22 protein-coding genes are annotated in these 26,159 nt (G+C 51.3%); 5 read left to right on the forward strand and 17 right to left on the reverse strand.

The window, feature by feature from the left end; all coding sequences use genetic code 11:
• The first annotated feature begins 127 nt into the window (after positions 1 to 127).
• The 3 genes from ACYSNS_RS11995 to ACYSNS_RS12005 all read left to right on the forward strand — a co-directional run bounded on the left by ACYSNS_RS11995 (position 128) and on the right by ACYSNS_RS12005 (position 3,882).
• A complete protein-coding gene (locus tag ACYSNS_RS11995; RefSeq protein WP_461723403.1) occupies positions 128 to 1,321 on the forward strand; it encodes an O-succinylhomoserine sulfhydrylase in 1,194 nt (397 codons plus the stop codon).
• Between the two features lie 179 nt (positions 1,322 to 1,500).
• Complete coding sequence (mutL, locus tag ACYSNS_RS12000) at positions 1,501 to 3,351, forward strand: DNA mismatch repair endonuclease MutL (protein WP_461723479.1); 1,851 nt, start codon at positions 1,501 to 1,503, stop codon at positions 3,349 to 3,351.
• Positions 3,352 to 3,645: 294 nt separating this feature from the next.
• Complete coding sequence (locus ACYSNS_RS12005) at positions 3,646 to 3,882, forward strand: DUF2093 domain-containing protein (protein WP_461723404.1); 237 nt, start codon at positions 3,646 to 3,648, stop codon at positions 3,880 to 3,882.
• A gap of 57 nt (positions 3,883 to 3,939) precedes the next feature.
• Here the strand turns inward: ACYSNS_RS12005 and lpxK are convergent, their stop codons facing one another.
• The 11 genes from lpxK to ACYSNS_RS12060 form a co-directional block, all read right to left on the reverse strand.
• Positions 3,940 to 4,962, reverse strand: coding sequence for a tetraacyldisaccharide 4'-kinase (gene lpxK, locus ACYSNS_RS12010; RefSeq protein ID WP_461723405.1), 1,023 nt, complete (start codon positions 4,960 to 4,962; stop codon positions 3,940 to 3,942).
• Positions 4,952 to 6,274, reverse strand: coding sequence for a lipid IV(A) 3-deoxy-D-manno-octulosonic acid transferase (gene waaA / locus ACYSNS_RS12015; protein WP_461723406.1), 1,323 nt, complete (start codon positions 6,272 to 6,274; stop codon positions 4,952 to 4,954). Before waaA ends, lpxK begins: the two co-directional genes overlap by 11 nt.
• A gap of 12 nt (positions 6,275 to 6,286) precedes the next feature.
• A complete protein-coding gene (locus ACYSNS_RS12020; protein WP_461723407.1) occupies positions 6,287 to 7,042 on the reverse strand; it encodes a lysophospholipid acyltransferase family protein in 756 nt (251 codons plus the stop codon).
• Positions 7,043 to 7,270: 228 nt separating this feature from the next.
• Positions 7,271 to 7,516 carry a DUF4170 domain-containing protein gene (locus ACYSNS_RS12025; protein WP_461723408.1) on the reverse strand — a complete coding sequence of 82 codons (246 nt, stop codon included), beginning with the start codon at positions 7,514 to 7,516 and terminating at the stop codon, positions 7,271 to 7,273.
• A 47-nt stretch (positions 7,517 to 7,563) separates the two neighbouring features.
• Positions 7,564 to 8,364, reverse strand: coding sequence for a 3'(2'),5'-bisphosphate nucleotidase CysQ (locus tag ACYSNS_RS12030; RefSeq protein WP_461723409.1), 801 nt, complete (start codon positions 8,362 to 8,364; stop codon positions 7,564 to 7,566).
• Positions 8,351 to 9,682 carry a TldD/PmbA family protein gene (locus ACYSNS_RS12035; protein WP_461723410.1) on the reverse strand — a complete coding sequence of 444 codons (1,332 nt, stop codon included), beginning with the start codon at positions 9,680 to 9,682 and terminating at the stop codon, positions 8,351 to 8,353. The genes ACYSNS_RS12030 and ACYSNS_RS12035 overlap by 14 nt, the downstream gene beginning before the upstream one ends.
• 64 nt (positions 9,683 to 9,746) lie before the next feature.
• The gene (locus ACYSNS_RS12040; RefSeq protein ID WP_461723411.1) at positions 9,747 to 10,604 is read right to left on the reverse strand and encodes a patatin-like phospholipase family protein; all 858 of its coding nucleotides are present in this window, start codon (positions 10,602 to 10,604) and stop codon (positions 9,747 to 9,749) included.
• A gap of 31 nt (positions 10,605 to 10,635) precedes the next feature.
• Complete coding sequence (locus tag ACYSNS_RS12045; protein WP_461723412.1) at positions 10,636 to 11,961, reverse strand: M16 family metallopeptidase; 1,326 nt, start codon at positions 11,959 to 11,961, stop codon at positions 10,636 to 10,638.
• 8 nt (positions 11,962 to 11,969) lie between these two features.
• A complete protein-coding gene (locus ACYSNS_RS12050; protein WP_461723413.1) occupies positions 11,970 to 13,427 on the reverse strand; it encodes a M16 family metallopeptidase in 1,458 nt (485 codons plus the stop codon).
• 38 nt (positions 13,428 to 13,465) lie between these two features.
• A complete protein-coding gene (gene rsmD, locus ACYSNS_RS12055; protein ID WP_461723414.1) occupies positions 13,466 to 14,023 on the reverse strand; it encodes a 16S rRNA (guanine(966)-N(2))-methyltransferase RsmD in 558 nt (185 codons plus the stop codon).
• Positions 14,004 to 16,199 carry a pseudouridine synthase gene (locus ACYSNS_RS12060; protein ID WP_461723415.1) on the reverse strand — a complete coding sequence of 732 codons (2,196 nt, stop codon included), beginning with the start codon at positions 16,197 to 16,199 and terminating at the stop codon, positions 14,004 to 14,006. The genes rsmD and ACYSNS_RS12060 overlap by 20 nt, the downstream gene beginning before the upstream one ends.
• Before the next feature lie 177 nt (positions 16,200 to 16,376).
• Here ACYSNS_RS12060 and ACYSNS_RS12065 point away from each other — a divergent pair, with 177 nt between their 5' ends.
• Together ACYSNS_RS12065 and ACYSNS_RS12070 are read left to right on the forward strand one after the other, a co-directional pair.
• The gene (locus tag ACYSNS_RS12065) at positions 16,377 to 16,829 is read left to right on the forward strand and encodes a nucleoside deaminase (protein WP_461723416.1); all 453 of its coding nucleotides are present in this window, start codon (positions 16,377 to 16,379) and stop codon (positions 16,827 to 16,829) included.
• A complete protein-coding gene (locus ACYSNS_RS12070; protein ID WP_461723417.1) occupies positions 16,826 to 17,659 on the forward strand; it encodes an aldo/keto reductase in 834 nt (277 codons plus the stop codon). Before ACYSNS_RS12065 ends, ACYSNS_RS12070 begins: the two co-directional genes overlap by 4 nt.
• Before the next feature lie 437 nt (positions 17,660 to 18,096).
• Here ACYSNS_RS12070 and ACYSNS_RS12075 read toward each other — a convergent pair whose 3' ends face one another.
• The 6 genes from ACYSNS_RS12075 to ACYSNS_RS12100 form a co-directional block, all read right to left on the reverse strand.
• Complete coding sequence (locus ACYSNS_RS12075; RefSeq protein WP_461723418.1) at positions 18,097 to 18,870, reverse strand: hypothetical protein; 774 nt, start codon at positions 18,868 to 18,870, stop codon at positions 18,097 to 18,099.
• Positions 18,871 to 18,986: 116 nt separating this feature from the next.
• Positions 18,987 to 21,902: an isoleucine--tRNA ligase gene (ileS, locus tag ACYSNS_RS12080; protein ID WP_461723419.1), complete on the reverse strand. Its 2,916-nt coding sequence runs from the start codon at positions 21,900 to 21,902 to the stop codon at positions 18,987 to 18,989.
• A gap of 248 nt (positions 21,903 to 22,150) precedes the next feature.
• Positions 22,151 to 22,888 (reverse strand): outer membrane protein, encoded by a 738-nt coding sequence (locus ACYSNS_RS12085; protein ID WP_461723420.1) that lies wholly within the window; start codon positions 22,886 to 22,888, stop codon positions 22,151 to 22,153.
• Between the two features lie 297 nt (positions 22,889 to 23,185).
• Positions 23,186 to 23,929 (reverse strand): outer membrane protein, encoded by a 744-nt coding sequence (locus ACYSNS_RS12090; protein ID WP_461723421.1) that lies wholly within the window; start codon positions 23,927 to 23,929, stop codon positions 23,186 to 23,188.
• Between the two features lie 201 nt (positions 23,930 to 24,130).
• On the reverse strand, positions 24,131 to 24,751 hold the full coding sequence (locus ACYSNS_RS12095) for a ribonuclease D (RefSeq protein ID WP_461723422.1): 621 nt from the start codon (positions 24,749 to 24,751) through the stop codon (positions 24,131 to 24,133).
• Positions 24,752 to 24,762: 11 nt separating this feature from the next.
• A complete protein-coding gene (locus ACYSNS_RS12100; protein ID WP_461723423.1) occupies positions 24,763 to 26,142 on the reverse strand; it encodes a M20/M25/M40 family metallo-hydrolase in 1,380 nt (459 codons plus the stop codon).
• Positions 26,143 to 26,159: the final 17 nt, after the last annotated feature.

The following is a 26,159-nucleotide window of genomic DNA, read 5'->3' on the forward strand; positions in this document are numbered from 1 at the left end:
AGCTGCCGCCTTTCTGGAAAACCTATCCATAAATGCTAAAAGGCCGTGAGACAAAACGGTTTTTGGCATCCTTTTTTCAAACCCTTTACCGATAATGGCAAAGGGTTGGCATGAAAGCAGGTGACCTATGACATTGAATCCGGATCGTAAATATCGCACAGCAACCGAGATGGTCCATGCGGGAACGCATCGTTCTCCTTATGGAGAAGTTTCAGAATCTCTCTATCTCACCCAAGGGTTTGCATATCCATCGGCTGAAATGGCAGAAGCGCGTTTTGATGGTACCGATCCCGGTTTTGTCTATTCCCGTTATGCCAATCCGACGACGGATATGTTCGAAAAGCGCATGTGCGTCCTTGAAGGTGCAGAGAGCGCCCGCGCTGTAGCATCGGGTATGGCGGCGGTTGCCAATGCGATATTGTGCTTTGTAAAAGCGGGCGATCACTTTGTCGCGGGTAGGGCGATGTTTGGCTCCTGCCGCTACATTATTGAACATGTCCTGCCACGGTTTGGTGTGGAAGTCTCCATTATCGACGGATCGAAAGTAGAAAATTGGGAAAAGGCCATTCGTCCCAATACACGCGGTATCTTTTTCGAAAGTCCGGCCAATCCGACCTTGGAAGTGGTGGACATTAAAGCTGTTTGCGATCTCGCGCATCAGGTTGGCGCAACTGTCATCGTAGACAATGTTTTTGCCACCCCGCTTTATCAAAAACCATTGGAATTGGGTGCCGATGTCGTTATCTATTCGACGACAAAACATATAGACGGACAGGGGCGTTGCCTTGGCGGTATGATTCTTTCGAGCGAAGACTGGATCAAGGAAAACCTGCACGACTACTTCCGCCATACCGGCCCGGGCTTGAGCCCATTCAATGCTTGGCTGATGCTGAAGGGCTTGGAAACATTGCCGCTCCGCGTTGAACAAATGACGCGGTCTGCGGCAAAAGTCGCCGATCTTATCAGCGGCCATAAAGCTGTTTCAAAATGTATCTATCCGGGTCGCGCCGATCACCCACAGGCGGATATCGTCGCCAAACAAATGAGCGGCGGTTCGACGATGGTGGCATTTGAGTTGAAGACGGGCAAACAGGGTGCATTCCAATTTTGCAATCATGTTACTATTCCGCTTATCTCCAATAACCTTGGCGATACACGCTCAATCATTACCCATCCAGCCACAACAACACACCAAAGCATCGGGCCGGAAGCTCGTGCCGAGCTTGGCGTTACGGACGGTCTGCTGCGTTTCTCCATCGGATTGGAAGATACCGACGATCTTCTGGAAGACGTTGAAGCAGCCTTGAACGCAGCTGTTTAACTGATAAAAGCGTTGGAAAAGAAGGCGCAACTGCGAAAGCAGCTTGCGCTTTTCTATTCAATCTCAGAGGGCAGACGGTCGCGGACTCACGTAATTTTCAGGGGATAGGGTGGCGGACGACGGGTGGCGGCTTGAGCGGCTGCTATACCGGAAGGGACAAATCGTTTATGTTGGCTGTTATGACAATACGCCATCTTAGTGAAACGATTATCAACCAGATTGCTGCGGGTGAAGTGATTGAACGCCCCGCAAGCGTGGTCAAAGAACTTGTCGAAAACGCCATCGATGCCGGCGCAAGCCGTATCGAGATTGTAACGGCAGGTGGCGGTAAAGGCTTGATTCGGGTCAGCGACAATGGCTGTGGTATCCCGATTGACGAATTGCCGCTGGCAATTTCGCGCCATTGCACATCAAAAATGGGCGACGATGTGCATGATATTCGCTCGCTAGGGTTTCGCGGCGAGGCTTTGCCGTCCATTGGCTCAGTCTCGAAACTTAAAGTAACCTCCCGCACCAAGGAATCGGAAACTGCGGCTGAGATTACTGTGACGGCCGGTCATGTGGAAAAGCCGCGTCCTGCGGCTGCCAATTGCGGGACGATTGTGGAAGTCCGTGACCTGTTCTTCGTCACACCGGCGCGACTTAAATTCATGAAAACTGATCGGGCTGAAAGCGGCGCAATTACCGATGTCATCAAGCGTATTGCCATCGCATTTCCGCAAATACGTTTTTCGCTTTCCGGAACAGACCGGACACTGCTTGAACTGCCCGCTACCGGAGCTGATCCCGACGGTCAATTGCAGCGTATAGCCCAGATTATGGGGAAAGATTTTACCGCTAACAGCATTGCGTTGGATGCTGAAAGAGAAGGTGTGCGACTGACCGGTTTTGCCGGTGTGCCGTCGTTCAATCGGGGCAATAGCCTGCACCAGTTTGCATATATTAATGGTCGCCCAGTGCGCGACAAATTGCTATGGGGCGCTATTCGCGGAGCCTATGCCGACGCCATTGCGCGTGACCGTCATGCGGTTTGTGTGCTCTTTATTGATCTGGAGCCTGCGGATGTCGATGTCAATGTGCATCCGGCAAAGGCAGATGTGCGGTTTCGAGATCCGGGTCTGGTGCGCGGTCTGGTCGTTGGCGGTATTCGTGAGGCGCTCAGTCGTGCGGGAATACGTCCGGCATCCACCGGCGCTGATGCTATGCTTGCAGCATTCCGGCCGCAAGGGCTCGAGGCTGCATCAGCATTTGCGGGGCATGGTCACTCCTTTTCTCATTCAGCATTCTCACACGGTGCCATGCCGCCCGCTGCTGCCATGGTGCACCAACCTTTGTTCGGCCAGACCTCTAACGGGTTGCACGAGCAAGGTGGGTCGGTTTTGGCCGATTTTGATATGCCAACCAGCGATATCCGGCCTGCTATGGCTGCTCCCACAGCACAAGAATTAAGCCACCCTTTAGGTGCCGCACGGGCACAAATTCACAAAAACTACATTGTGGCACAGACAGAAGACAGTCTTGTCATTGTGGACCAGCACGCCGCGCATGAAAGATTGGTTTACGAAGCGTTGAAAAACGCCCTCTATGCCAAGCCGTTGGCCTCGCAAATGCTGTTGATACCGGAAATTGTCGAGCTTGCGGAAGAAGATGCTGCAAGACTACTGACCCATAGCGAAACGCTGCAAAAATTCGGCCTTGGTATCGAACCATTTGGCCCGGGAGCCATTGCCGTGCGTGAAACACCGTCTATGTTGGGCGAAGTTGATGCAAAAGGGCTTGTCACCGATCTTGCCGATGAAGTTGCCGAGCATGATACGGCGGATGGCCTGAAGGCCATGTTGGACTATGTGGCTGCCACGATGGCCTGTCATGGTTCGGTGCGTTCGGGACGGATTTTGCGGGCAGAAGAAATGAATGCCCTGTTGCGTCAGATGGAGGCAACGCCCGGTTCCGGTACCTGCAACCACGGTCGCCCTACATATATTGAGTTGAAATTAACCGATGTCGAACGGTTATTTGGAAGACGCTGACGTTTCATCGCAGCCGCGAATAAAAATCATGGCACTGATGTTAAAGTGAAGCGACAGCAGTGAATAATCAAAATAGTATGTTCAACCTCTATAATACCCGTCGAACGCACAATGGCCTTCTATATCAATGGCAGTCTATAAATTGGTACTCGACTTTTGGTGTGAGACTATGGCATGAAAGCGCATTCTGAATAGCATGCGTGAATTGGATTGAGATAACCGTTTGAGATAATCGCGACCGGCTTGAGTCATCCAAATCATGAAAAGGCAGAATAGAAAAAGGATTGATCGATAATGTTTTCCAGTGGCGAGCGTGAAGCGCAAATCCGTTATCTCAGTGGTGATTATGAAATAATCAAGCACGGAACCTATGTTTCATGTGCCATCACAGGTGAAAAAATACCGGTTGATGAGCTTAAATATTGGAATCATCTTCGGCAGGAAGCTTATGCCAGTTGCGAAATTTCCTATCAAAGGGAGCTAGAATGCAATCCGCATTTGCGCAAACTTCTCGGTACAACCAAGCCTTAAGGAGCTTCGCGGCGTCTTTTGGCATAAGAGCGATAAGAGGCAGAATTTCTGTTCTTGTTAAAAACCGCGCGATCGTTTTTTAAAGCGGTCTAGGGTTTCTTCGATCAGTCTTTTGCAAAAATCGGCATCATCAAAGTCGACAGTAACATCAAAAACAACAAGATTATCAAGTTGCCTTTCCTGTCCGTCTGTTTTTAGGCGGATATAATCTTTGGCCGTCGTTGCAATGTGAAGATTGGCCGATTTCGCGCTGTCGGCAATATCCTTCAAATCATATTCGGTAAAAAAATGGTGGTCGGCATAACTGCGTGTCTGCTCGACGATGCCGTGCATTTGGGTGATTGAAAGAAAAAACTTTTCGGGATTGCCGATACCAGCAAAAGCGAGAAAGCGTTGATCCGCTACAAGCCCGTCGGCAGAAGGTGTCAACTTTGCAAGTGCCAGGGGTTTGGCGGCGCGTGCAGCCATACGGATAACATGATCGCCTTCAGCGCCTTGGCCAATAACAAGAACGCTATCCGTGTAGGCCAGTTGCGTTTCCAGCGGCGCGCGCAGCGGGCCAGCTGGAAAAACTGCACCATTGCCAAGCCCGCGCAATCCATCGACAACAAGCAAGGCATAATCCATCACCAGACGCCTGCTTTGAAAACCATCATCCATGAGGATGAAATTGCAGCCTTCCCGCTGCAGCAATTGCGCTGCTTCCAGTCTGTTGGGGGAAATGGCAACCGGCGCATGTCTGGCAAGCAGGAGCGGTTCATCGCCTACATCGCGGGCGCGGTCGTGGTGTGGGTCGACAAGATGGACACCTTTATAGGAACTTCCATAACCGCGTGACACAATGCCCGGTTTCAGGCCCATTTGTCGTGCATGCTTGGACAGCGCTATGGCGACAGGTGTCTTACCCGCACCTCCGAGGGTGAAATTGCCGACACATAAGACCGGAAGATCAATCGCGGGTGGAACTTTTTTATCCATCGTATGACGGGCGAAGTAGCTGTAAATGGCCGCTACCGGAGCCAGTGAAATCTTCAAGAAGCTTGTTTTAACCCACCAGAAACTCGGAGTTTCACCAGCCATTTTCACCGTCCCGCTGGTTCAGCTTTGCCTGCATGATCAAGGGTTGGATAAACGGTCTAAGCACTTTTAAAGTACGCTCAAGCGCTCCGCTCATATCTGTTGCCGTACGGTATGCCGCATCTGCCATATCTTGTCGGAGCTTCTCGTGGGTCAACAGCGTGTTGACCTGCACGGCAAGCTGGGTCGCATCTTCGACAATTCTTGCAGCTCTTTGCGCAAAAAAAGCATCAAAGGTATCCTGAAAATTCTCGACATGCGGGCCGGTCAGTATCGCTGAACCGAGCAATGCCGGTTCCAGAGGATTATGCCCGCCTTGATCTCCCAATGATTTACCGATGAAAGCGACCCGGGCAAGGCGCAGAAAAAGCCCCATTTCGCCTATTGTATCGCCCAAAAGAATGTCGGTTTGTGGACCGGGAACGCCATCATGGCTACGCTGGACTATGTTCAGGTTTTTTCCATTCAACATTTCAACCACGGCGGCTGAACGTTCGGGATGTCGGGGAACAATGATGGTGAGCAAATCCGGCAGACGACTTTTCAAAGCCGCATGAACTTCTGCGGCAATGAGTTCTTCACCCTCATGGGTGGAAATGGCAGCCCATACCGGTCGTTTACTGATGGCGGCCTGATATTGTTGCAAAAGCGCCTTGTTCTCAAGCGGTGCAACATCGGCTTTCAGGTTGCCCGATACGGCAACGGTTTTCACACCAAGGGCGTGATACTGTTCGGCATCGGCATCCGTCTGGCCAATTGCCGCATCAATCTGTCTGAAAATATGCGCCGCCAGCGCCGGCCGTTTCTTCCAAGACTGGAAAGAGCGTTCCGACATATGTGCATTCACCATCACCTGCGGGATATGACGTTTGGCCAGACCGTTTATCCGCAAAGGCCAGATTTCCGATTCACAAACCAATGCAAGGTCGGGTTTCCAGTGCTCGAGAAAACGCCTTACCGCCGATTTCAAATCAAGCGGTGCATATTGATGGATCAGTCTGCTGCCGAAACGGTTTTCGACCAAACTTGCCGATGTCACCGTACCGGTGGTCAAAAGCACATGGATGTTGAGGGAAAGGATGCGGTCGATCAGCGGCACCAAAGCAAGAGTTTCGCCCACACTTGCAGCATGAAGCCAGATAAGCGGACCCTCAGGGCGCGCTTTATCGGTACGTCCCAGACGCTCTTTCTTTCTGCGGCCATCTTCCTTGCCGCGCGCTGCACGCATAGACAGGTACAAAGGCACAAATGGGCGCATACAGCTGCCTGCTATGCGATAAAGCGATAAAGCTGTGCGGGCCTTCAGTTCCATCATATCCACAAAACCTTACTTGCCTGCTTGCAAACGTTGATAGGCCTCGTCTGTCAGGCGATTCATGATTTCCGTCAGTTCCAGCCGCTTTTGTTCCAAAACGGCGTCATCGGCATCTTCGGGCACAAAAAATGCCTCTCCCATGAGAAACACAGAACGACCGAAAGGAAGCGGAATTGCGGTTTTATCCCAGGTTTTTTCAAGGATTTTTTCCCGTGAAAACGTATAGATATATGGAACGATCGGTCGACCTGAAAGTTTTGCCAGAAGGATAATGCCTTTTCCAGCTTCGCGGGCAGTACCGTGCGCGATATCGGCAATCATTGCGGTGGTTTTACCGGACTTGAGCGCATTTTTAAGTGTCAAAAGCGCGCGGGCGCCGCCCTTGTCGGCATTTTGACGCTTGTTGCGACCACCTGATCCGCGGACGGTCTCAAGCCCCAACTTCTCCCCGACGCGCGCATTGATTTCAGCATCCGCAGAGCGGGAAAACATCGCAATGATGCTTTCGCCACGTGGGCGAAGAAAAGGCCCCATAATATGGCGGCCATGCCAAAATGTAATGATGAAAGGATTATACGCTTGATGGGCTTTTTTAGGGTCGTCGGAACTTTTCAAGCGCGGGCTTGTCCAGTACACAAAACGCAGATAATTGGCCATCAACGACACAATAATGGCCTTGGTCAACCGCGCTTCCATCAAAGGGTGACGAATCTTTCGCCAAAAACGCTTCAAGACGCCTGCTTTTTTGTGTTTTTTATGTTCCGTCATTCCGTTGTCAAATCTACCCGAAACAATCAAGGCAGATTGCGACCCTCTGTTTTTTACAACATGTGCAATATTGGTTTTGTGTCAATTCGGTGGACCAAACCGTTTGCACCTGCTTTCAGTACAGATGATGTGGTCTACCATATTTAAGAAATGAAGCATCACGCCCCGCCCGACTGATGCTTCAGTGTATTGATCGTCATTTTAGCGGTTGTATGAACAAACCGCAAATTAATCGGCATCGGTAGTTTCAGGATCCAGCAAACGGTGCAAATGCACGATATAATAACGCTGCAAGGCATTGTCGACGCTTCCCTGTGCCTTTGCACGCCAAGCGCTTTCAGCAGATTTATAGTCGGGAAAAATGCCTACAATATCCAATGCGTCGAGATCGCGAAATTGATTGCTATCCAAGCTCGCAAGTTCGCCTCCGAAAACGAGATGGAGCAATTGTTTCTTTTCACCGTTCGCAGTCATAAATGCCTCCTGATATTATTTTGAACCTTCGGCAAGCCAGAGTTTGATTAAACCAACTTTGCCGCGTGGACAACATCTATCACATCCTGAAGCTGACTATTTTCAATTGCGATCAAAAAACCGTGTGAAAAAGGCGATGCTCCATAATTGACCGGCTTTTTGTCCAAATTTGTGACAATTCCCCCGCATTCCTGCAAAATCAGGTCGGCGGCGGCGATATCCCAGTCATGGCAATTGGGACGGATTAACACAATATCGATCGCGCCTTCCGCTGCCAAGGCGATCCTATAGGCCAGTGAGGGGATATGGCGCGAGAAGCTGACCTGTTTCAAAAACGCTGGTGGCAGCTTTTTTTCCATCGGCTTTGACGCGGAAACAATACGCTCTGATTTCTGTGGTGGCAAATGCCTCAACCGTTCGCCGTTGCGTGTCGCACCATTGCCATGCGAGGCGGCATAAATAACATCATCAACCGGACAGTGCAGAACCCCGCAGATCGGGCGGCCATTTTCGATGATCGCCACGGAAATGCACCAATAGGCGCTGCCATCCAAAAAACCGCGTGTGCCATCAATCGGATCGACTACAAAGGATCGCTGATAGGATTGCTGCGGCCGATCATCTTCCGTTTCTTCGGAAATCCAGCCATAATGCGGACGGGCGGTTAACAAATGTTGTTTTAACAGCTTGTCTACGGCAAAATCTGCTTCACTGACAGGCGAATCCCCCGGCTTTGTCCAGACCTGCGGGTTCTTGCCAAAATAGCGCATCGCGATGGGCGCTGCTTGGGCACATACGTCCAGAAGCAAAGAGAGGTCGGAAGCAATGTCGTCTTTATTTGCCTGCAAGTGTCATTCCTTCTATCAAAAGTGTCGGCGAGGCTGTGCCATAGCGCCGATCAATGTCATTTGCGGGAGTCAAATGGGCCAACATATGCAGTAAATCCGAACCGAGTGTCACTTCGCTGACCGGATAGGCAATCTCGCCATTTTCAATCCAAAAACCGGAAGCACCGCGGCTATACTGGCCGGTGATCAAATCGACGCCGTGACCGAACAATTCTGTCACATAAAAACCGGTGCCGAGGTTTTTTATCATGTCGTGCGGGCTTACGTCGCCCGGTTCAATAGCAAAGTTGGTGCTGGCCGGCTGAACCGATGACGATGAACGAACACCATGACCGTTGGTTTCAAGACCAAGTTCGTGCGCGGCTGATGTGGAAAGAAACCAGTTTTTCAAAACGCCATTTTCAATAATGTTCAGCGATTGTCCCTCGACACCTTCGCCGTCAAATGGACGCGATGCATTGCCACGTATCTTCAGCGGCGTATCGCTCACATTAATGCGCGCACCCATAATCGCTTTTCCCATATGGTTTTGCAGAAGGCTGGTTTTGCGTGCCACGGCCGCGCCATTGACCATGGAGGCCAAGTGACTGGCAATGCCGCGCGCCATACGGGGTTCGAAAATAACATTGACTGTTCCGGTTTGTGCACGCCTTGCGTCAAGCCTGCGCACCGCCCGTTCTCCGGCCTGACGGCCAATGGCATCACATGCATCCAGATCGGCGTGGTGGAGTGCCGATGTGTAGTCGTAATCGCGTTCCATCTTTGTGCCTTCACCGGCAACAGCACTGCAAGAGCGTGAAAAACGGCTTGAACGGTAGGCACCGCAAAATCCATGGCTCGTGACCAGAACCAGACCGCCACTGCCATAGGCTGCAGAAGCACCACCTGAATTGCTCACACCTTTAACCGCCAATGCTGCTGCTTCTGTTGCCAGCGCTTCTTCGCGCAGAAGAGCACTTTCAGGAACGAAATAGTCAAACAGGTCAAGGTCCTTGGGATCGCGGACTAGACGTGATGGGTCTGCCAAGCCTTCAAACGGATTTTCAGGTGAAACCTTGGCCATTGCAACCGCACGTTCGGCAAGTCTTTGCGGATCAGCAGAAAGGTTTGCTGAAATACTGGCAAGTTTTTTGCCGACAAACACCCGTAAGGTAAAATCGTCGCTTTCCGACGCTTCGGTCGCTTCTACCTTACCAAGCCGTACCGAGACACTGACAGATTGAGAGCGGATAATGACAGCGTCAGCAGCTTCAGCGCCGGCTTTTTTGGCAGCTTCCACCAATGCGGCAGCTTTATCAATCTGGGCTTGGATCGGCATCGTGCACTCCTTGATCGCTTCTCATTAAAAGCTATAGGAAGTCGGCGGCAAAAACTCAATGACTTTACGATAGAAGACCCGCGTTATTATCGCTTCGCAACCGCAATTCCATGGTCGATGCGATCAACCGCTTCGCTTCTTCCTTATAGGGTTTCAGTCTGGCAAGGATATCTTTCGTTTTGAGAAAGTCCAATACATAAATGCCACTGACTGGGGGGCGGAGAAGAATGTCTGGCCGACTGAACGATAGCCTAGCAGCAATCAACGCTTGTTGCGAAACGAGGCTGGCGGCCATCAGGCATGCAATGGTCGAGAGTTGGTTTTTATCCAATTGTATGGCGGGAAGCCCGACCACATCGACGCCGATGGAAAAATCGATGTCGGGTGGAAAACAGTCAAATGGAACGGGATTGCAAATCCCGCCATCGACAAAGAGCCGTCCTTGATGATCAACCGGTTTGAAAAGACCGGGAATAGCAGCCGAGGCCGCTAGTGCCGGCCGCAAATCACCATCGTTTAGAACAACCATTTCAGCGGTCGCCAAATCAGCAGCAACAACATTCAAAGGCAGTTTCAATCCTGAAAATTGATGCGGCAGCGCAGCGGGGAGGAAACTTTCCAATATTGTTTCCAAGTCGAATTGCGAAAGGCGTACACCGCGATTCCACAGATCTTTCCATGACGTCGGTTTGAGCGCCCAGAATTTGGCAATAACATCGCCTGAACGCGCAAAGCTTGTTAAGAAATAGTCCTCAAGCTCGGCCGCATTCATACCCGATGCAAGACCTGCGCCGACCAGTCCGCCAATAGACGAACCGGCAACGCAATTTACTTGAACACCCAAGTCCTCCAGCGCTGATATGACCGGTAAATGCCCTAAACCTCTGGCGCCGCCCCCGCCTAAAGCCAAGCCTATGCGCATTGCCGACATCCCGTTCTTGACATTGTGTCAATCAGCTCTTCGATGGGCCGACAACCAGAAGCGCCGGTTCTCCACTCAAGAGCTTTTTGGCAATGCTCTTAACCTGATCCAAGGTGACCGCATTGATATCGTCACGGCGCTTTTCAATGTAATCAATGGGTAGACCCTGATCCTGTAAACCAACAAGCGTGGCAGCAATGTCAGAGGATGAGCCCATATTCTGCACAGCATACGAACCGATAACGTAGCTCTTTGCCTCATCCAGTTCTTGGCCGGTAATACCGTCTTCAGCCATTTTTTTTACCTGCTCGCGGATGGTTGCAAGTGTCTTTTGGGCTTCACTGGCTTTTGTGCCCGTCGATATGACAAGGCCCGCCGAATGATCATAAATGACCAGTGATGACCCTACAGTATAGGCAAGGCCGCGTTTTTCACGAACCTCGGAGAACAGCCTTGATGTCAATCCCGGTCCGCCCAAAACATAGTTCATCAAATAAGCAGCAAAAAAGTCAGGATCATCGCGATAGACGCCGGGGTAGACCAGTGTCAGTGAGGTTTGCGGCAGGTCATAATTGACATTTGCCGTGCCACCGAGATTGAGCTTGGCATTTTCTATTTTTTTCACATTGGCTTTCTCCGGCAATCCACCGAAGATTTTATCAAGCATTTCTTCCGCTTGCTTGGGCGAAACCGGTCCCACAATGCCGACATGAAGATTGTCGCGGGCAAACATCGCCTGATGGGATGCGACAAGATCGTCGCGTGTGATGGCAGCAAGGCTTTCCGGTGTTCCATCCGCACGGCGTCCGTAAGGATGCTTGCCATAAACCAGCATATTGAGGCGGTTTTGCGCAATTGTGGAGGGGTCTTTCTCCGATGCTTTCAAAGCAGCAACCAATTGCTCGCGGATGCGGTCGATCGCATCCTGATCGAAACGTGGTTTTTGCACGGCCAGCGCAAGAAGATCAAAGGCTGCATCACGGTTGTCGGCCAAAACACGCATATTCCCGAGCATGCGATCGCGATTGGCTGTGAAGGCCATTTCTGCACCCAGATCGTCAAGGCGGGCCTGGAAAGCCTGCGATTGGATGTCACCGGCGCCTTCATCAAAAAGACCGGTCATCAATTTGACGAGTCCTTCTTTGCCTTGCGGATCCTGCGTTGTTCCGCCCCCGATCGAAAATTGGATGGAGATGATAGGCACGGTATGGTCTTCCACCAGCCAGGCCTGCAACCCTTTGGGAGAGGTAACATTTTGAATTTCTATCGCATTGGCCGATGCGCCAAATCCGACGATAAGCACAAACAAAACAGCAAGAAAGCGTGCCGGACGAAAAAAAGATAAAATTTTATTCATAACGGGCCTCACTTGGTTTTTGCTTCATTTGCAGGTTGAGCCGATGCATCTTTTTCCGGCGGCAACAAATAGCTGGTAACGCTTTTTTGCGGGTCGAGATAATGTTGCGCCACAGATTTGATATCGGCAGTGGTGACGGCTTTTAGCCGGTCTGGCCATTGTGCCACGTCATCGATCGTCATGCCGATGGCAAGCGAACTACCGTAAATCCGGGCTAAACCCGAAGGATTATCCAGGGAAAAGATCATGTTTTTGACAAAACGGTTACGGGCCTGATCCAGTTCAGCTTGTGTAACGCCGTTCTTTCGAATGTCGGCAATCTGTTCAGCAACCTGTTTTTGCACATCTGCCAACCCGGCCTCTCCGCGTGGCATGCCATAGACGTAAAAGACACCGTCATCGACCGCGCCACCGCTATAGCCAGAGCCGACAGCCGCCGCCGAGCCGTTTTTCACGATCAGTGTCTGGTAAAGTCGGCTACGGGGTGAACCACCCAAAATTTCCCCCAACAGATCAAGGGCTTCAGCTTCCTTTTCATTCTTGGCATTGTGATAGGAGGGGACAACCCACATCTGCTGATAGCTTGGTTCGGTCACGCGGGCATCCCGCATTGTCACGGTGCGCGTGGTGTTTTTTGCAGGTTCCTGCGGCCTGATGCGCGGCCCGATTTCGGCACGTTGTGGAATTTTTCCATAGATATCCGATGCAAGTGCGCGCACTTTTTCTGCTGTAACATCGCCAGAGATAATCAGTGTTGCATTATTGGGCGTATAGAATCTCTTATAGAACGATATCGCATCATCGCGCGACAATTGTTCCATTTCCTGTTTCCAGCCGATAACCGGATTACGGTAAGGACTGTTCATAAAAAGGGTTGCACGGGCCTCTTCTGCCAGCATGGCATCGGGATTGCTATCGGTGCGCATACGTCGTTCTTCGATGATAACATTACGCTCCGGCGCGACAACCTCATCGGTCAGAATCAGGTTTTCCATACGATCGGCTTCAAACCGCATCATGGTTTCCAGATAGTCTGATGCGACACTTTGGTAGTAGGCGGTATAGTCATAGGATGTGAAAGCGTTTTCCTCACCGCCAATTTTTGAAACCAACTTGGAAAACTCCCCTTCGGGATGTTCGCTTGTCCCTTTGAACATGAGATGTTCAAGAAAATGTGCAATACCCGTATGTCCCATCGGCTCGTCGGCAGAACCGACATGATACCAGATCATCTGTGTCACGACAGGGGCGCGATGGTCTTCTATCACCACCACCTGCAAACCGTTTTGCAAGGTAAAGGTCTGTGCCGGACCAACTTTACGAATATCTGGAAGAGCTGTCGCCGCCTTTGCATCTTGTTGCTGTGCAACTACGGGGGGTTGCACTGCCTGCTCGGCTGCAACATAGGTGAGACTGGTAGAAGACAGGGCAGCGACGAGAGCCGCGCGAAATAATGTTTTCCTCATCAAATCGGGCACCGGCAAAACCTTTCAAAATTCACAAATCATGATTGTAACGTATAAATACGTATAATTGTGCCGCTATAAAGGCGTTCATCGTCCTGTTGGAAAAAATCTGGTAAATTTATCGTGGCTTCGCGGCTTTCTTCCAACACGAATGTGGCATTGGCAGCTGCCCATCCGCCTTCCACCGCAGCTATAAAGGCTTGTTCGCCTAACCCTCTTTGATAGGGTGGATCGGCGAAAACAACATCAAATGGCGCTATTGTGCCGACATGACCGAGCTTTGTGGCGTCACGGCGCAGGATACGCGCAACGCCTTGCAGCCCCAACGTTTCAATGTTTTGGTGGATGAGGCCGCGTCCCTCGATCGATTGTTCTACAAAAACAGCGGCGCGGGCACCGCGCGAAAGCGCCTCGATGCCCAACGCTCCGGTGCCGGCAAACAAATCCAGCACACGCCGCTCGCCCCAGAAGTTTTCCGCGCGGTTTGCCAGAATGTTAAACAGGCTTTCACGCGTGCGGTCAGTCGTTGGCCTTATGGACTGTCCTGCCGGATGCGCGAGACTGCGGCCGGAAAACTTACCGGCGACGATCCGCACGTGGCCCTCCAGCCGGTCGATCTTTTCTTACACCGGTGGATGGACGTGCTGCGCCACCCGGCTTGCCTTTGCCGGCATAAGACGCCCCGCCAGCAGACTTCTTGGCATACCCGCCATCTCTGCTTTTGCCGCTTGTATCGCTCAATGGCTTGCGGTCGCGTTTTTCATAACCACCGTCGCGCTTATCGTCGCGCGATCTATCACCATAACTGCGTTCACGCGGTGCATCGCTTGCTGAAGACCGCGTGTCACGAGCGCCATAAGGCTTTCTTTCGCCACGCTCCTGCCGGTCGCCATACTGTTTGGGTCTATCGCCATATTGCTTCGGCTTGTCACCAAACTGCCTCGGCTTGTCGCCGTAGCTTGGACGGTCGCGTTTTTCATAACCGCCTTCGCGCTTATCGTCGCGCGATCTATCACCATAACTGCGTTCACGCGGTGCATCGCTTGCCGTAGATCGCGTGTCACGAGCGCCATAAGGCTTTCTTTCGCCACGTTCCTGCCGGTCGCCATACTGTTTGGGTCTATCGCCATATTGCTTCGGCTTGTCACCAAATTGCCTCGGCTTGTCGCCGTAGCTTGGACGGTCGCGTTTTTCATAACCGCCTTCACGCTTATCGTCGCGCGATCTGTCACCATAACTGCGTTCACGCGGTGCATCGCTTGCCGTGGATCGCGTGTCACGAGCGCCATAAGGCTTTCTTTCGCCACGTTCCTGCCGGTCACCATACTGTTTGGGCTTATCGCCATATTGCTTCGGTTTGTCCCCAAACTGTCTCGGCTTGTCACCATAGTTCGGACGGTCGCGTTTCTCGTAACCGCCTTCACGCTTATCTTCACGAGGTCGATCGCCGTACTGTTTCGGTTTATCGCCATATGCGCGGTCTTCGCGGGCGCGCACCGGCCTATTGTCTCCGTCCGTTGCGTGACGTTCGCGGCGTCCTTCATCGTCACGCCAGACTTTTTTTCTTGCGGTTTGCGGGCGGGCGCCCGGAGCCATCCAGACATTTGCACTGCGCGAACGCGGCGCTTGCTGTTCCGGCTTATCATCGGTGTCTTTGTCGCGGCCTTTTGAACGGTCTGCGAAACGGTCATTCCCGCGGTCTCTTGGCCTGTCATCGGGCTTTGTGCTCAAACGGGCACGACCACGTTCGGCAAAGTCGCCTTTTTTACCGCGCCCGCCGCCGCGCGCTGCCGCAGCAGCGGTTGACGAAATCCAGCCATCCTCAGAAACTTGAGGGCGTTCGCTCAAACGCGTTTCACCAACTACCGGCGCATTCGAAAACGGCTTAAGGATGGGCGATTCAAAGTCGGCATTTGCTTCTTCAATCAGGCGCTCGCCCAATTGTTCACGCAGAATACGTCCTTTTAATTCTCTGACCGCACCTTCTTCCAAATCAGCCAACTGGAACGGTCCGAAGGAAACACGGATCAGCCGTGTCACCGACAGTCCCAGCTCGCCGAGAATGTTTTTAACTTCCCGGTTTTTGCCTTCGCGAAGGGCGACTGAAAGCCAGACATTCGAACCTTGCTCACGCTCAATGGAAGCGTCAACCGCGCCATAGAAAATACCATCAATGGCGATACCGTTTTTCAACTGGTCAAGATCGCTCTGCTTGACCTTGCCATGGGCACGAACACGATATTTGCGCACCCAGCCGGTCGATGGCAGCTCCAGAACACGGGCTAATCCACCATCATTGGTCAACAGTAAAAGACCTTCGGTGTTGATATCCAATCTGCCGACAGAAAGGACACGCGGCATACCTTCGGGTAAACTGTCAAAAACCGTTGGACGTCCTTCTGGATCACGGTTGGTTGTCACCAAGCCTGCCTGCTTGTGATAAAGCCATAAACGGGTGCGTTCAATTGGCGGCAAGGGTTTGCCATCAACCGTTATCGTATCGTCACGCATCACGTTGAATGCCGGTGACTCCAATACCTTGCCGTTTACCGCAATACGCCCTGCAACGATCATCATTTCAGCATCGCGGCGCGAAGCTATGCCTGCACGCGCCAAGCGCTTGGCAATGCGTTCACTGCCATCATTGTCTTCTGCCGTTACAGCCGGGCGCGAACGCTCGGCTCTGGGGCTTGCCTTATCGCGTGGACCGCTCCGGTCGCGTGGGCCATCCCTATCCATGGGAGGTTTACGGTTACCGCGATCATTATTCATTGTAATTTTCCTTTGGCGGCACAACGGTGCCCGTTATCATTATGACTTGGCTCTAGCGTATTTTAGGGCGTGATGGAATCTCTTTCATCAGCTGAATTCTTTTAAAGCTGCTATATTTTACATGATAGATGAATTAAATTCTATCAATCATCGCATGATAAACGTCGAAAGGTCGACATGATAGCAAAACCAATGGATATCGCCCTTATGGAAGCGCGTAAAGCCGCATCAGATGATGAGGTGCCCGTTGGGGCGGTTATTGTGCAAGGCAACCGGATCATTGCGCAGGCAGGCAACCTGACAAGGTCAACGTTTGACCCCACCGGTCATGCGGAAATGCGGGTTATCCGGATGGCTTGCGAAGCGTTACAAAGCGAGCGATTACCCGACTGCGACCTCTATGTCACGTTGGAGCCTTGCGCCATGTGCGCGGCTGCCATCTCGTTTGCGCGCATCCGGCGGCTTTATTTTGCTGCCAGTGATGTTAAAGGCGGAGCAATCGAGCATGGTGTGCGTTTCTATGGACAGCCCACCTGTCATCATGCTCCCGATGTCTATTCAGGTTTGGCAGAAACGGATTCGGCAATGTTGCTCAAAGATTTTTTCGCAAGAAAGAGAGAACAGTCATGAAAAAAGTCACTTTTCCAGACGGACGAAGCGTTCCGGCACTTGGGCAGGGAACGTGGTTTATGGGCGAGGGGCGTCAGAGCTTGCAGGCCGAGGCTGATAGTCTGCGGGCCGGAATCGATTTGGGCATGACTTTGATTGATACCGCCGAGATGTATGGCAATGGCGGTGCGGAAAAGGTTGTCGGTGAAGCGGTGCGGGGAAGACGTGACGAGGTATTCATTGTTTCGAAAGTCTTACCGGGCAATGCTTCTGCCCAAGGCACCTCGGCTGCCTGCGAACGCAGTCTCAAACGTCTTGGTACGGATGTTATAGATCTCTATCTCTTGCATTGGCGCGGACACTATGCGCTTGAGGAAACCGTCTTGGCATTCGAAAAACTTGTTGAGCAGGGCAAGATCAGGGCTTGGGGTGTCAGCAACCTTGATACGCGGGACATGCAGGAACTGGAACGGTCAAGTATCGCTGGTCACATTGCAACCGACCAAATCCTCTATAATCTTTCTCGACGCGGAATAGAATTCGATCTTTTGCCTTGGTGTAAAGAAAGAAACATCCCGCTTATGGCCTATTCCCCCATTGAACAGGGCCGCATTCTGAAAGATCCTGATTTGATGAGGCTGGCAGGAGAGGTCAATCTAACACCGGCAACTATTGCGCTTGCCTGGGTTCTCAGGCAGCAGCAGATGATCGCTATTCCTAAAGCATCGTCGCTTGAACACTTAAAACAGAACCGCTTGGCGGCAGATATCTCGCTTGATGACAGTGTTTTAAGCGCCTTGGATAAAATATTCCTCCCCCCCAAACGGAAGATGCCGCTGGATGTTATCTAAACGGTAGCACCCTCCCTGTTCTGAAAAGATGGGGTCAGGCATTGGGCGGCTTCTTGGGCTTTTGGCCGTTTTGGGATTGGGATAACGAAGCATGTCCTCAAAAGTGGGAACCGGTTTTGAGATGAGACATGGGTTGTCAAAATCATGTCCTGAACAGTGAGAACCGAGTGAGGTCGGGTATAAAGGCTGTAAAATCATACGGGCGACAGTTTGGGCGCATTCGGCCAGAACTTAATTGGCGGTAAGCGGCTAAGATTATCAAAACGCTGTTGGCTATCAATCACCGCAAAAAACCGCCAGATATCATCAATGAAGTTGGAATAAACTTATCTGATTTAATTATGCATCTCTCGTCAGGCTGGTCAAAACCTGTTCGGCTGCATGGGGTTGTCAATGCCCCATAAAAAAACCCGTTTTGCAACGGGTTCCTTATAGTTCTAGAAAGGCCACCAGCTTTTTTTGCCGGATGTATCCTTCATGGCTTTCTTTCTTTCGCGTTCTTTTTTCGCCTCATCTTCACCCTGATCACCCACCGGTGCAGAATTCGCAGGCTCACGATAGGCCAAAGGCGGTTCGCTCAAATATTTACGATTGGTGGCGGAGCCGCCGCTATTTTCCTGTTTACGACGCTGATATTCAGCACGCTGTTGCTTGGCATTGGCGCGCGGCTCTTCATTGCGGTGAATGCCGTCAAGCCAGTCGGTTGTGCCGGTTGCGGTGCTTTTGCCACCACCATCTGACACGATCGGCGAAACATAGTTCGGATTATCCTGATTGGCGGTAGCTTCGTCACGCAGACGCTGACGGCGTTGCTCTGGCGATTCTGGCCAATCGGGCGTCCCGACTTGGGCAACGTTCGCCTGCGGTTGCGGCAAACTTGCTTTCGCACCCGGTGCAGGACGTACCAGATCAGGGCGGGGTTTTGTGTTTACGCGGCTATTATTGTTGCTCGGCTTGATCGAAGCGAGATTGGAAACATCATCCAACAATTGCTGGGTTGTTGTTTTATCGGTTCCGTAGGTCGGGCCAGAAACGCCACAGCCTGTCAGCATAAGACCGGCTGTTACCATACCCGTTGCAATCATTCCTGCTTCGCGTTTTTTCACTGCTAATCCGTCTTCCCGGCCTTGCCGCCCACTTGTTACTCTCTCCGCCCCACCGGCAGATAAACTCTTCTCGCTCGTCCTGCCATTAAAATCTGGCAGTACCAAGGCAGCTCCATATCACGAGATGTCCTATCACGGCAATCCCCATAGAGCCAAACAGTACCTTACCCGCAAAACTCCACAAACATATCAACGCCGCCTTTGGGGCGACGCTGGATAGTTTAGAGCCTTCCCAACGCATGTAATTCATGCAATGCAGCGGCATCACGGGCTGAAACATCAGGATAGGTAGGGTCACTGCCGACATCTTGTGTATAACGCCAAGAGCGGGCGCATTTTTTCCCATCAGCCTTTTGCGGACGCACCGCAACACCGGTTACATCGTCCAACAGAAAAGCATTTTCAGGTGCGATTGCATTGGTAATCATAATATCGCTGGTGATGCAGATCTCCGCCATATCCATACCTTCGATCGCTTCCAAAAGTGCCATATCGCTTATGTAAACGATGGGTGAAGCCTCGAGCGAAGACCCGATGCGCTTATCGGCACGTTCAAGCTCAAGCGCGCCTGTTACCACCTTACGAACCTGACGAATTTTCCGCCAACGCTCGGCCAGTGCATCATTTTGCCATTCTTCGGGTGTTGTGCGGAATTGCTCAAAATGGATCGACCGACTTTCAGGGTGACGTTCAAGCCATGCTTCTTCTGTCGTGAATGGCAGCATCGGCGCGAGCCATGTCACCATGCGTTCAAAAATTTCACGCACAACATGCAGCGCTGCCTTGCGCTTTTGCGATGACGGCGCGTCGCAATAGAGTGAATCCTTGCGGATATCGAAGTAAAACGCAGAAAGTTCCACAATCGAAAAATCAATCAGTGCACGGGTAATCCGCTTGAAGTCGAAAGCGTTGTAACCCTCGTTTACGAGCTTATCCAGTTCGTAAAGGCGATGAAGCATCAGCTTTTCAAGATCGGGAAGGTCGCCATAGGCGATTTTTTCACCTTCATCATGGGCCAAGGTTCCAAGCATCCAGCGTAAGACATTGCGTAGCTTGCGATAAGAGTCGACATTGGTCTGGATAATATTCTTACCCAAACGCTGGTCTTCCCAGTAATCGGTGGTCATAACCCACAAACGTAAAATATCAGCACCGGATGTTTTCATGACATCTTGCGGCACCACGGTATTGCCCAGTGATTTGGACATTTTTTTGCCCTGCTCGTCGAGCGTGAAACCGTGCGTAACAACCGTGTCATACGGTGCGCGTCCACGGGTTCCGCAGCTCTCCAGCATAGAAGAGTGGAACCAGCCACGATGCTGATCTGATCCTTCGAGATAGACATCGGCTGGCCATTTGAGGTCTGGCCGGTCTTCCAGTGTAAATACATGGGTGCAACCGGAATCAAACCACACATCCAGAATGTCGCGGACCTGCTGCCAGTCTTCACCGGCACGCTCGCCCAGAAACCGTTCACGGGCGCCTTCGGCAAACCAAGCGTCGGCACCTTCCTGTTCAAATGCCGCCGCTATACGCTCATTGACTGTCTCATCCTTCAACACTTCGCCGTCTTCATTGGCAAAAATACAGATGGGAACACCCCATGCACGTTGACGGGACAATACCCAATCTGGCCGGTCTTCCATCATTGCACCAAGACGGTTCTGCCCGGCGGGTGGGACGAAACGGGTGTCGTTAACTGCCTGCAATGCGCGGCTGCGCAAGGTGGAGCCATCGCCAAGGTCTTTGTCCATCCACACAAACCATTGCGGCGTATTGCGGAAAATAACCGGTTTTTTAGAACGCCAGCTATGAGGGTAGGAGTGCTTGATGCGGCCGCGTGCAAAAAGCCGATCTGCTGCAATCAATGCCGCGATGACGCTTTTATTGGCATCGCCGTTTTTCCCATTGTCATCAATAACACGGGCCGGCCCGCCATCTCTGTCGGGACCAAAGCCGGGGGCATCCTTGGTATAAAAACCGGCATCATCAACCGGAAACGGGATAGCAGCGTCGATACCCGCAGCCTCAAGAACCCGTTTGCTTGCATTCCAGATTTCAAAGTCCTCACGGCCATGGCTTGGAGCCGTGTGGACAAATCCTGTACCGGATTCGTCCGTCACATGATCGCCATCAAGCAGCGGCACATGGAACTGATACCCCTCAGCCAATCCTTTAAGCGGATGGGCCAATACCATGCTTTCGAACTCTTCAGCGCCCAGTGACCGAAGTTTCTTTAAAACGAGTTTGGCTTTTTGACCGCAGCTTTCTGCCAAGGCGTCGGCAAAAATAAGTTTTTCGCCAGCCTGTGGGCCAAAATCATTCTCGGAACTTTCAACCTTAAATAGGCTGTAGGGAATGCGCGACGAATAGGAAACGGCACGGTTTCCAGGGATTGTCCATGGCGTTGTTGTCCAGATAACGACAAAAGCGTCTGCCAGATCGGCAGACTGTGTTTTCAAAACAGGGAATTTTACCCAGATCGTATCAGACTCATGATCATGATATTCAACTTCGGCTTCCGCCAATGCCGTACGTTCAACCACCGACCACATTACAGGTTTAGAACCGCGATAGAGTTGGCCGGACATGGCAAACTTCATCAATTCACCGGCAATGCGCGCTTCGGCATGAAAAGCCATGGTCGTGTAAGGATGTTTAAAATCGCCTACAATACCCAGGCGCTTGAACTCTTCTGTCTGTACGTCAATCCAATGTTTGGCGAAGTCACGACATTCCTGACGAAACTCATTGATCGGAACATCGTCCTTGTTTTTGCCCTGAGCGCGGTATTTTTCTTCAATCTTCCATTCGATCGGCAGGCCGTGACAATCCCAGCCCGGCACATAATTGGAATTGAAACCGCGCATTTGGAATGAACGTGTAATAACGTCTTTGAGAATTTTATTCAGCGCATGACCAATATGGATGTTGCCGTTTGCATAAGGAGGACCATCATGAAGCACATAAAGCGGACGGTCTTTTGCTTGTTTGCGCAATTCGGCATAGAGATCCATGTCTTCCCAACGCTTCACCAGCTCGGGCTCTTTTTGCGGCAAACCCGCCCGCATCGGAAATTCCGTTTGCGGTAGGTTCAAGGTCTTAGAATAATCCATAGTTTCGATTTTATCTGGCATCGTGAAACGTCCTGCGCAATTTTTACGATTTTTTTCTCAGCAACACTTCTTCCCGACCTTGCAACCATATCTGAAATTCAGATACTGGCGAAGATCGGGCCCATAATTCGTATCGTAAAACAATCAGGATGATGTGTACTCATACGCAAAGGCTTTATCACGAGATATATGGGAAAGAAAACCCAAAAAAATCAGGCCAAAAAAAAGGCCCTGTGAAACACAGGGCCTTTTTGCATAAAAGGTCGATATTAGAACTTGTAAGCAACACCAACGCGGAAGTCGTTGGTTTTGTAGTCAACATTGTACTTGATGTTGTCGTTGCTGTAGTCCTGATCACCAAAGTCGCTGTAACGATATTCAGCGCGTAGGATCAAGTGGTCAGTCATGGCGTAATCAACGCCGGCACCAATGGTCCAGCCGGTCATTGTGTCGCTGTCGCTGACAGAATAGCCAGGAACTGTGTTGCCTGCTGAGTCCTTGATGCGGAAGCTTGAGTCAACCTTAGCGTAAGCTACACCACCAGCAATGTATGGCATCCAGCGATCAGCTGCATAACCCACGCGAACGCGTGTTGCGCCAGCCCATTTTTCCTTGATCTTGCCGGTTGATCTGCCAACAGAACCGTCAGCGAAACCAACGTCAGCGCTGTCGCTTTCGTCCATGTCAGCCCATGCCCAATCAGTTTCAACACCAAGAACGATGTTGTTGCCGATGTCATAGTTGTAACCAACATAGAGGCCGCCCATGAAACCTGAAGGATCTGGCGAGAAGCCCTGACGATAATCGCCTACACGACCGCGGCCGCTCAAATCCGTATCGGCCCAAGAGCCACCAATCTGCGCACCACCGTAGAAACCTGTCCATGAGAACACCGGAGCAGCAACAACCGGTGCTGGCTCCTGCGCCATGACAACGTCGGCAGCCTGTGCGCCGGAAGCGGCGGTGAGTGCAACAACTGAAGCGGCGATAAGATACTTGATTTTCATTTTCATTCTCCAATGCAATATAACTTGCTGTTGGACTGAATATAGAGGATCGCAATCGCAATTGCTGTAGCGGGAAAGACACACTGACAAAAAAGCGAAAAAGAAGGTGTAAAATAAATGTGAGGCGGTTGAAATGCCGGGTTTTGTGCGTTTCGCGGCTGTGTATTGATCATCAATAGGAGCTTAAACCGTAAGATTTAATATGCATAAGCGGCACTGGCAAAATGCATGAACACATTTTAGACACAAAAAAAGCCCCGCAGTTTCCTGCGGGGCTTTCCAATGATTTGCTACAAATTAGAACTTGTAAGCTACACCGACGCGAACGTCGTTTGTCTTGTAATCGACGTTGTATTTGAAATCGTCGTTGCCGAAATCCTTGTCACCGAAATCGCTGTAGCGATATTCAGCGCGTAGGATAACGTTGTCAGTCATGGCGTAATCAACGCCGGCGCCGAGTGTGTAGCCGGTCATTGTCTTGTCGCCACTGGCTTTGCTGAATGTTGTGCCATCGGCATCCGAGAAGCTTACGCTTGAGTCAACCTTGGCATAAGCAACGCCTGCTGCAAAGTAAGGCATCCAACGGTCAGCTGCGTAACCGATACGAGCGCGGGTTGCACCGGCCCATTTTTCTTTTGTCTTGCCTTTTACAGTGAACTCGTCAGCTGTACCGGCCAAATAGGTCGATTTGCTGCTGTCGTCCATGTCAGCCCAGACCCAATCGGTTTCTGCGCCCAGAACAATGTTGTTGCCGAGGTCGAAGTTGTAACCGGCATAGAGGCCGCCCATGAAGCCTGAAGGATCAGGCGAGAAGCTTTTGCCGAAACCAGCAAAGCCTGTTACGTCACGGCCTTTTGCGTTAACGTCTGTGTCAGCCCATGTGCCACCAATCTGGCCACCAGCGTAGAAACCTGTCCAAGAGAACATCGGTGCTACTACAACCGGTGCTGGCTCCTGAGCCATAACAACGTCAGCTGCCTGTGCGCCAGAAGCGGCGGTCAAAGCGAATACCGAAGCGGCTACGAGATACTTAATTTTCATTTTCAAACTCCATGCGAAAAGAATTGCGATTGAGGCGAATATAGGAGGCCTATCGGCAAAGTCTGTAGTAAAAATGACACAGCAACCAAAATGCGCATTTTTTTGCATTTAAAAGCCCCGAACGTTTTTCGTATGGTAAATAGACTATTAAAAAACGCCGGAAAACCGGCGTTTTTGGCTTAATTTTTCGAGGGGTTCGAATCAGCTATGTGCAAAAATATCTGTCTCGGGCCACCCTAAAAGATCCAATTCAGCCCTTGTCGGAAGGAAATCGAAACATGATTTCGCCACTTTCTCGCGTCCTTCGCGCAATAAGCGCTGTTCAAGAACCGCTTTCAAACGATGCAGATAGAGAACATCTGATGCCGCATATTCAATTTGGGCCTGCGATAATTGCTCGGCTGCCCAGTCAGAAGATTGCTGTTGTTTGGAGATATTCACATCAAGAAGTTCGCTGCAAATCTCTTTTAAACCATGGCGGTCGGTATAGGTGCGGGTGAGCTTGGACGCAATTTTGGTGCAAAATACCGGTTTGGGCATAACGCCGAATGTCAAAGCCAGTACAGCCAAGTCGAAACGGCCGAAATGGAAGATCTTGGTGATTGCATCATCTTGCAGCAACTTTACCAGATTTGGAGCGGCTTTTTGCCCTTTTGCGATTTGTATCACATCGGCGGTGCCATCCCCCGGTGAGATTTGCACCACACAAAGACGGTCCCGATGGGGTTGTAGACCCAAAGTTTCGGTGTCGATTGCTACAGCATCGACATTATAATGTTGCAGGTCGGGCAGATCACCCTGATGGACGCGTATTTCGGCCATTGTCAATTTTCCTATTTTGCCAATTCCGAAAGGATACGTGCCCAAGAGCGTTGTCCCTTATGGAATGATTTCAAATTATATTTTTCATTGGGAGAATGGATGCGATCGTCTTCCAGCCCAAAACCGACGAGAAGTGATTCCATCCCGAGGAATGTCTGGAAATCTCCGACGATTGGTATGGAACCGCCCATTGCGGCAAGAACTGCCGGTTTATTCCATTCATCCGACAGCGCCTGTTTGGCTGATTGCACCAAAGCTGAATCGTAGGGGAGCTGGATGGCCGGTGATGCACCATGTTCAACAAAAGCCACCTGACAGTCAGCTGGAAGCTGCGAACGGACATAGTCACGGAATGCTTTTCTTATCTTGTCAGGGGCTTGGCCGTGAACTAGCCGGAACGATATTTTCGCACGGGCCTCTCCAGCAATAACGGTTTTAAAACCATCGCCTTCATAGCCGCCACTAATCCCGTTAACTTCCGCTGTCGGACGCGCCCACGTCATCTCGAGCACGGTGCGTCCCTTTTCACCAGCGGGAACAGAAAGACCAACGGGGCCGAGAAATTCCTTTGCACCCCGCCCAAGGGCATTCCACGATTGCAGGATCTGCGCCGGTGTTTCTTCGACACCATCATAGAAACCGGGAAGGGTCACAGCGCCGTTCTGATCGTGCAAACCGGCAATAATTTTCGCCAATATATGGATGGGATTAGCGGCTGCACCGCCGAAATGTCCCGAATGCAGATCGCGATCGGCTGCGGTTATGATGACTTCCTCACCGACGAGGCCGCGCAAACCAACGGATATGGAAGGGGTATCGGCATCCCACATGGATGTATCGCAGACCAAGGCGTAATCGGCCTTCAATTCATCAGCATGGGTTTCCAAAAAAGGTTTTAACGATGGCGATCCGGATTCTTCTTCACCTTCGAAGAGAATGGATACCTTGACCGGTAACTGCCCGGTTTCTTTCTTATAGGCGCGGCAAGCTTCGACAAATGTCATTAATTGTCCTTTGTCGTCAGATGAGCCACGTGCGGCGATGACTTTCTGGCCATCAAGCTGCTTTAACTTGGGATCGAAAGGATCATCCTGCCATAGATTCAACGGATCGACCGGCTGTACATCATAATGGCCATAAAAAAGCACATGGGGCGCATCATCACTGGGGCCGGGATGATGGGCGACAACCATGGGGTGGCCGGTTGTATCACGGCGGGATGCTTCAAAACCGATACTCTGCAAATCGGCAACAAGCCAATCGGCAGCTTTTCGGCATTCCTGCGCATAGGCGGGATCGGTCGAAATCGACCTGACACGAAGAAGCTCGAAAAGACGTTCCAGACTATTATCGAGATCGGCATCAAGCCGGGAAAGAACTTTATCAATCATCGCAAAAACCTGTTGTT

This window comes from Bartonella sp. LJL80 (genome assembly GCF_054871565.1).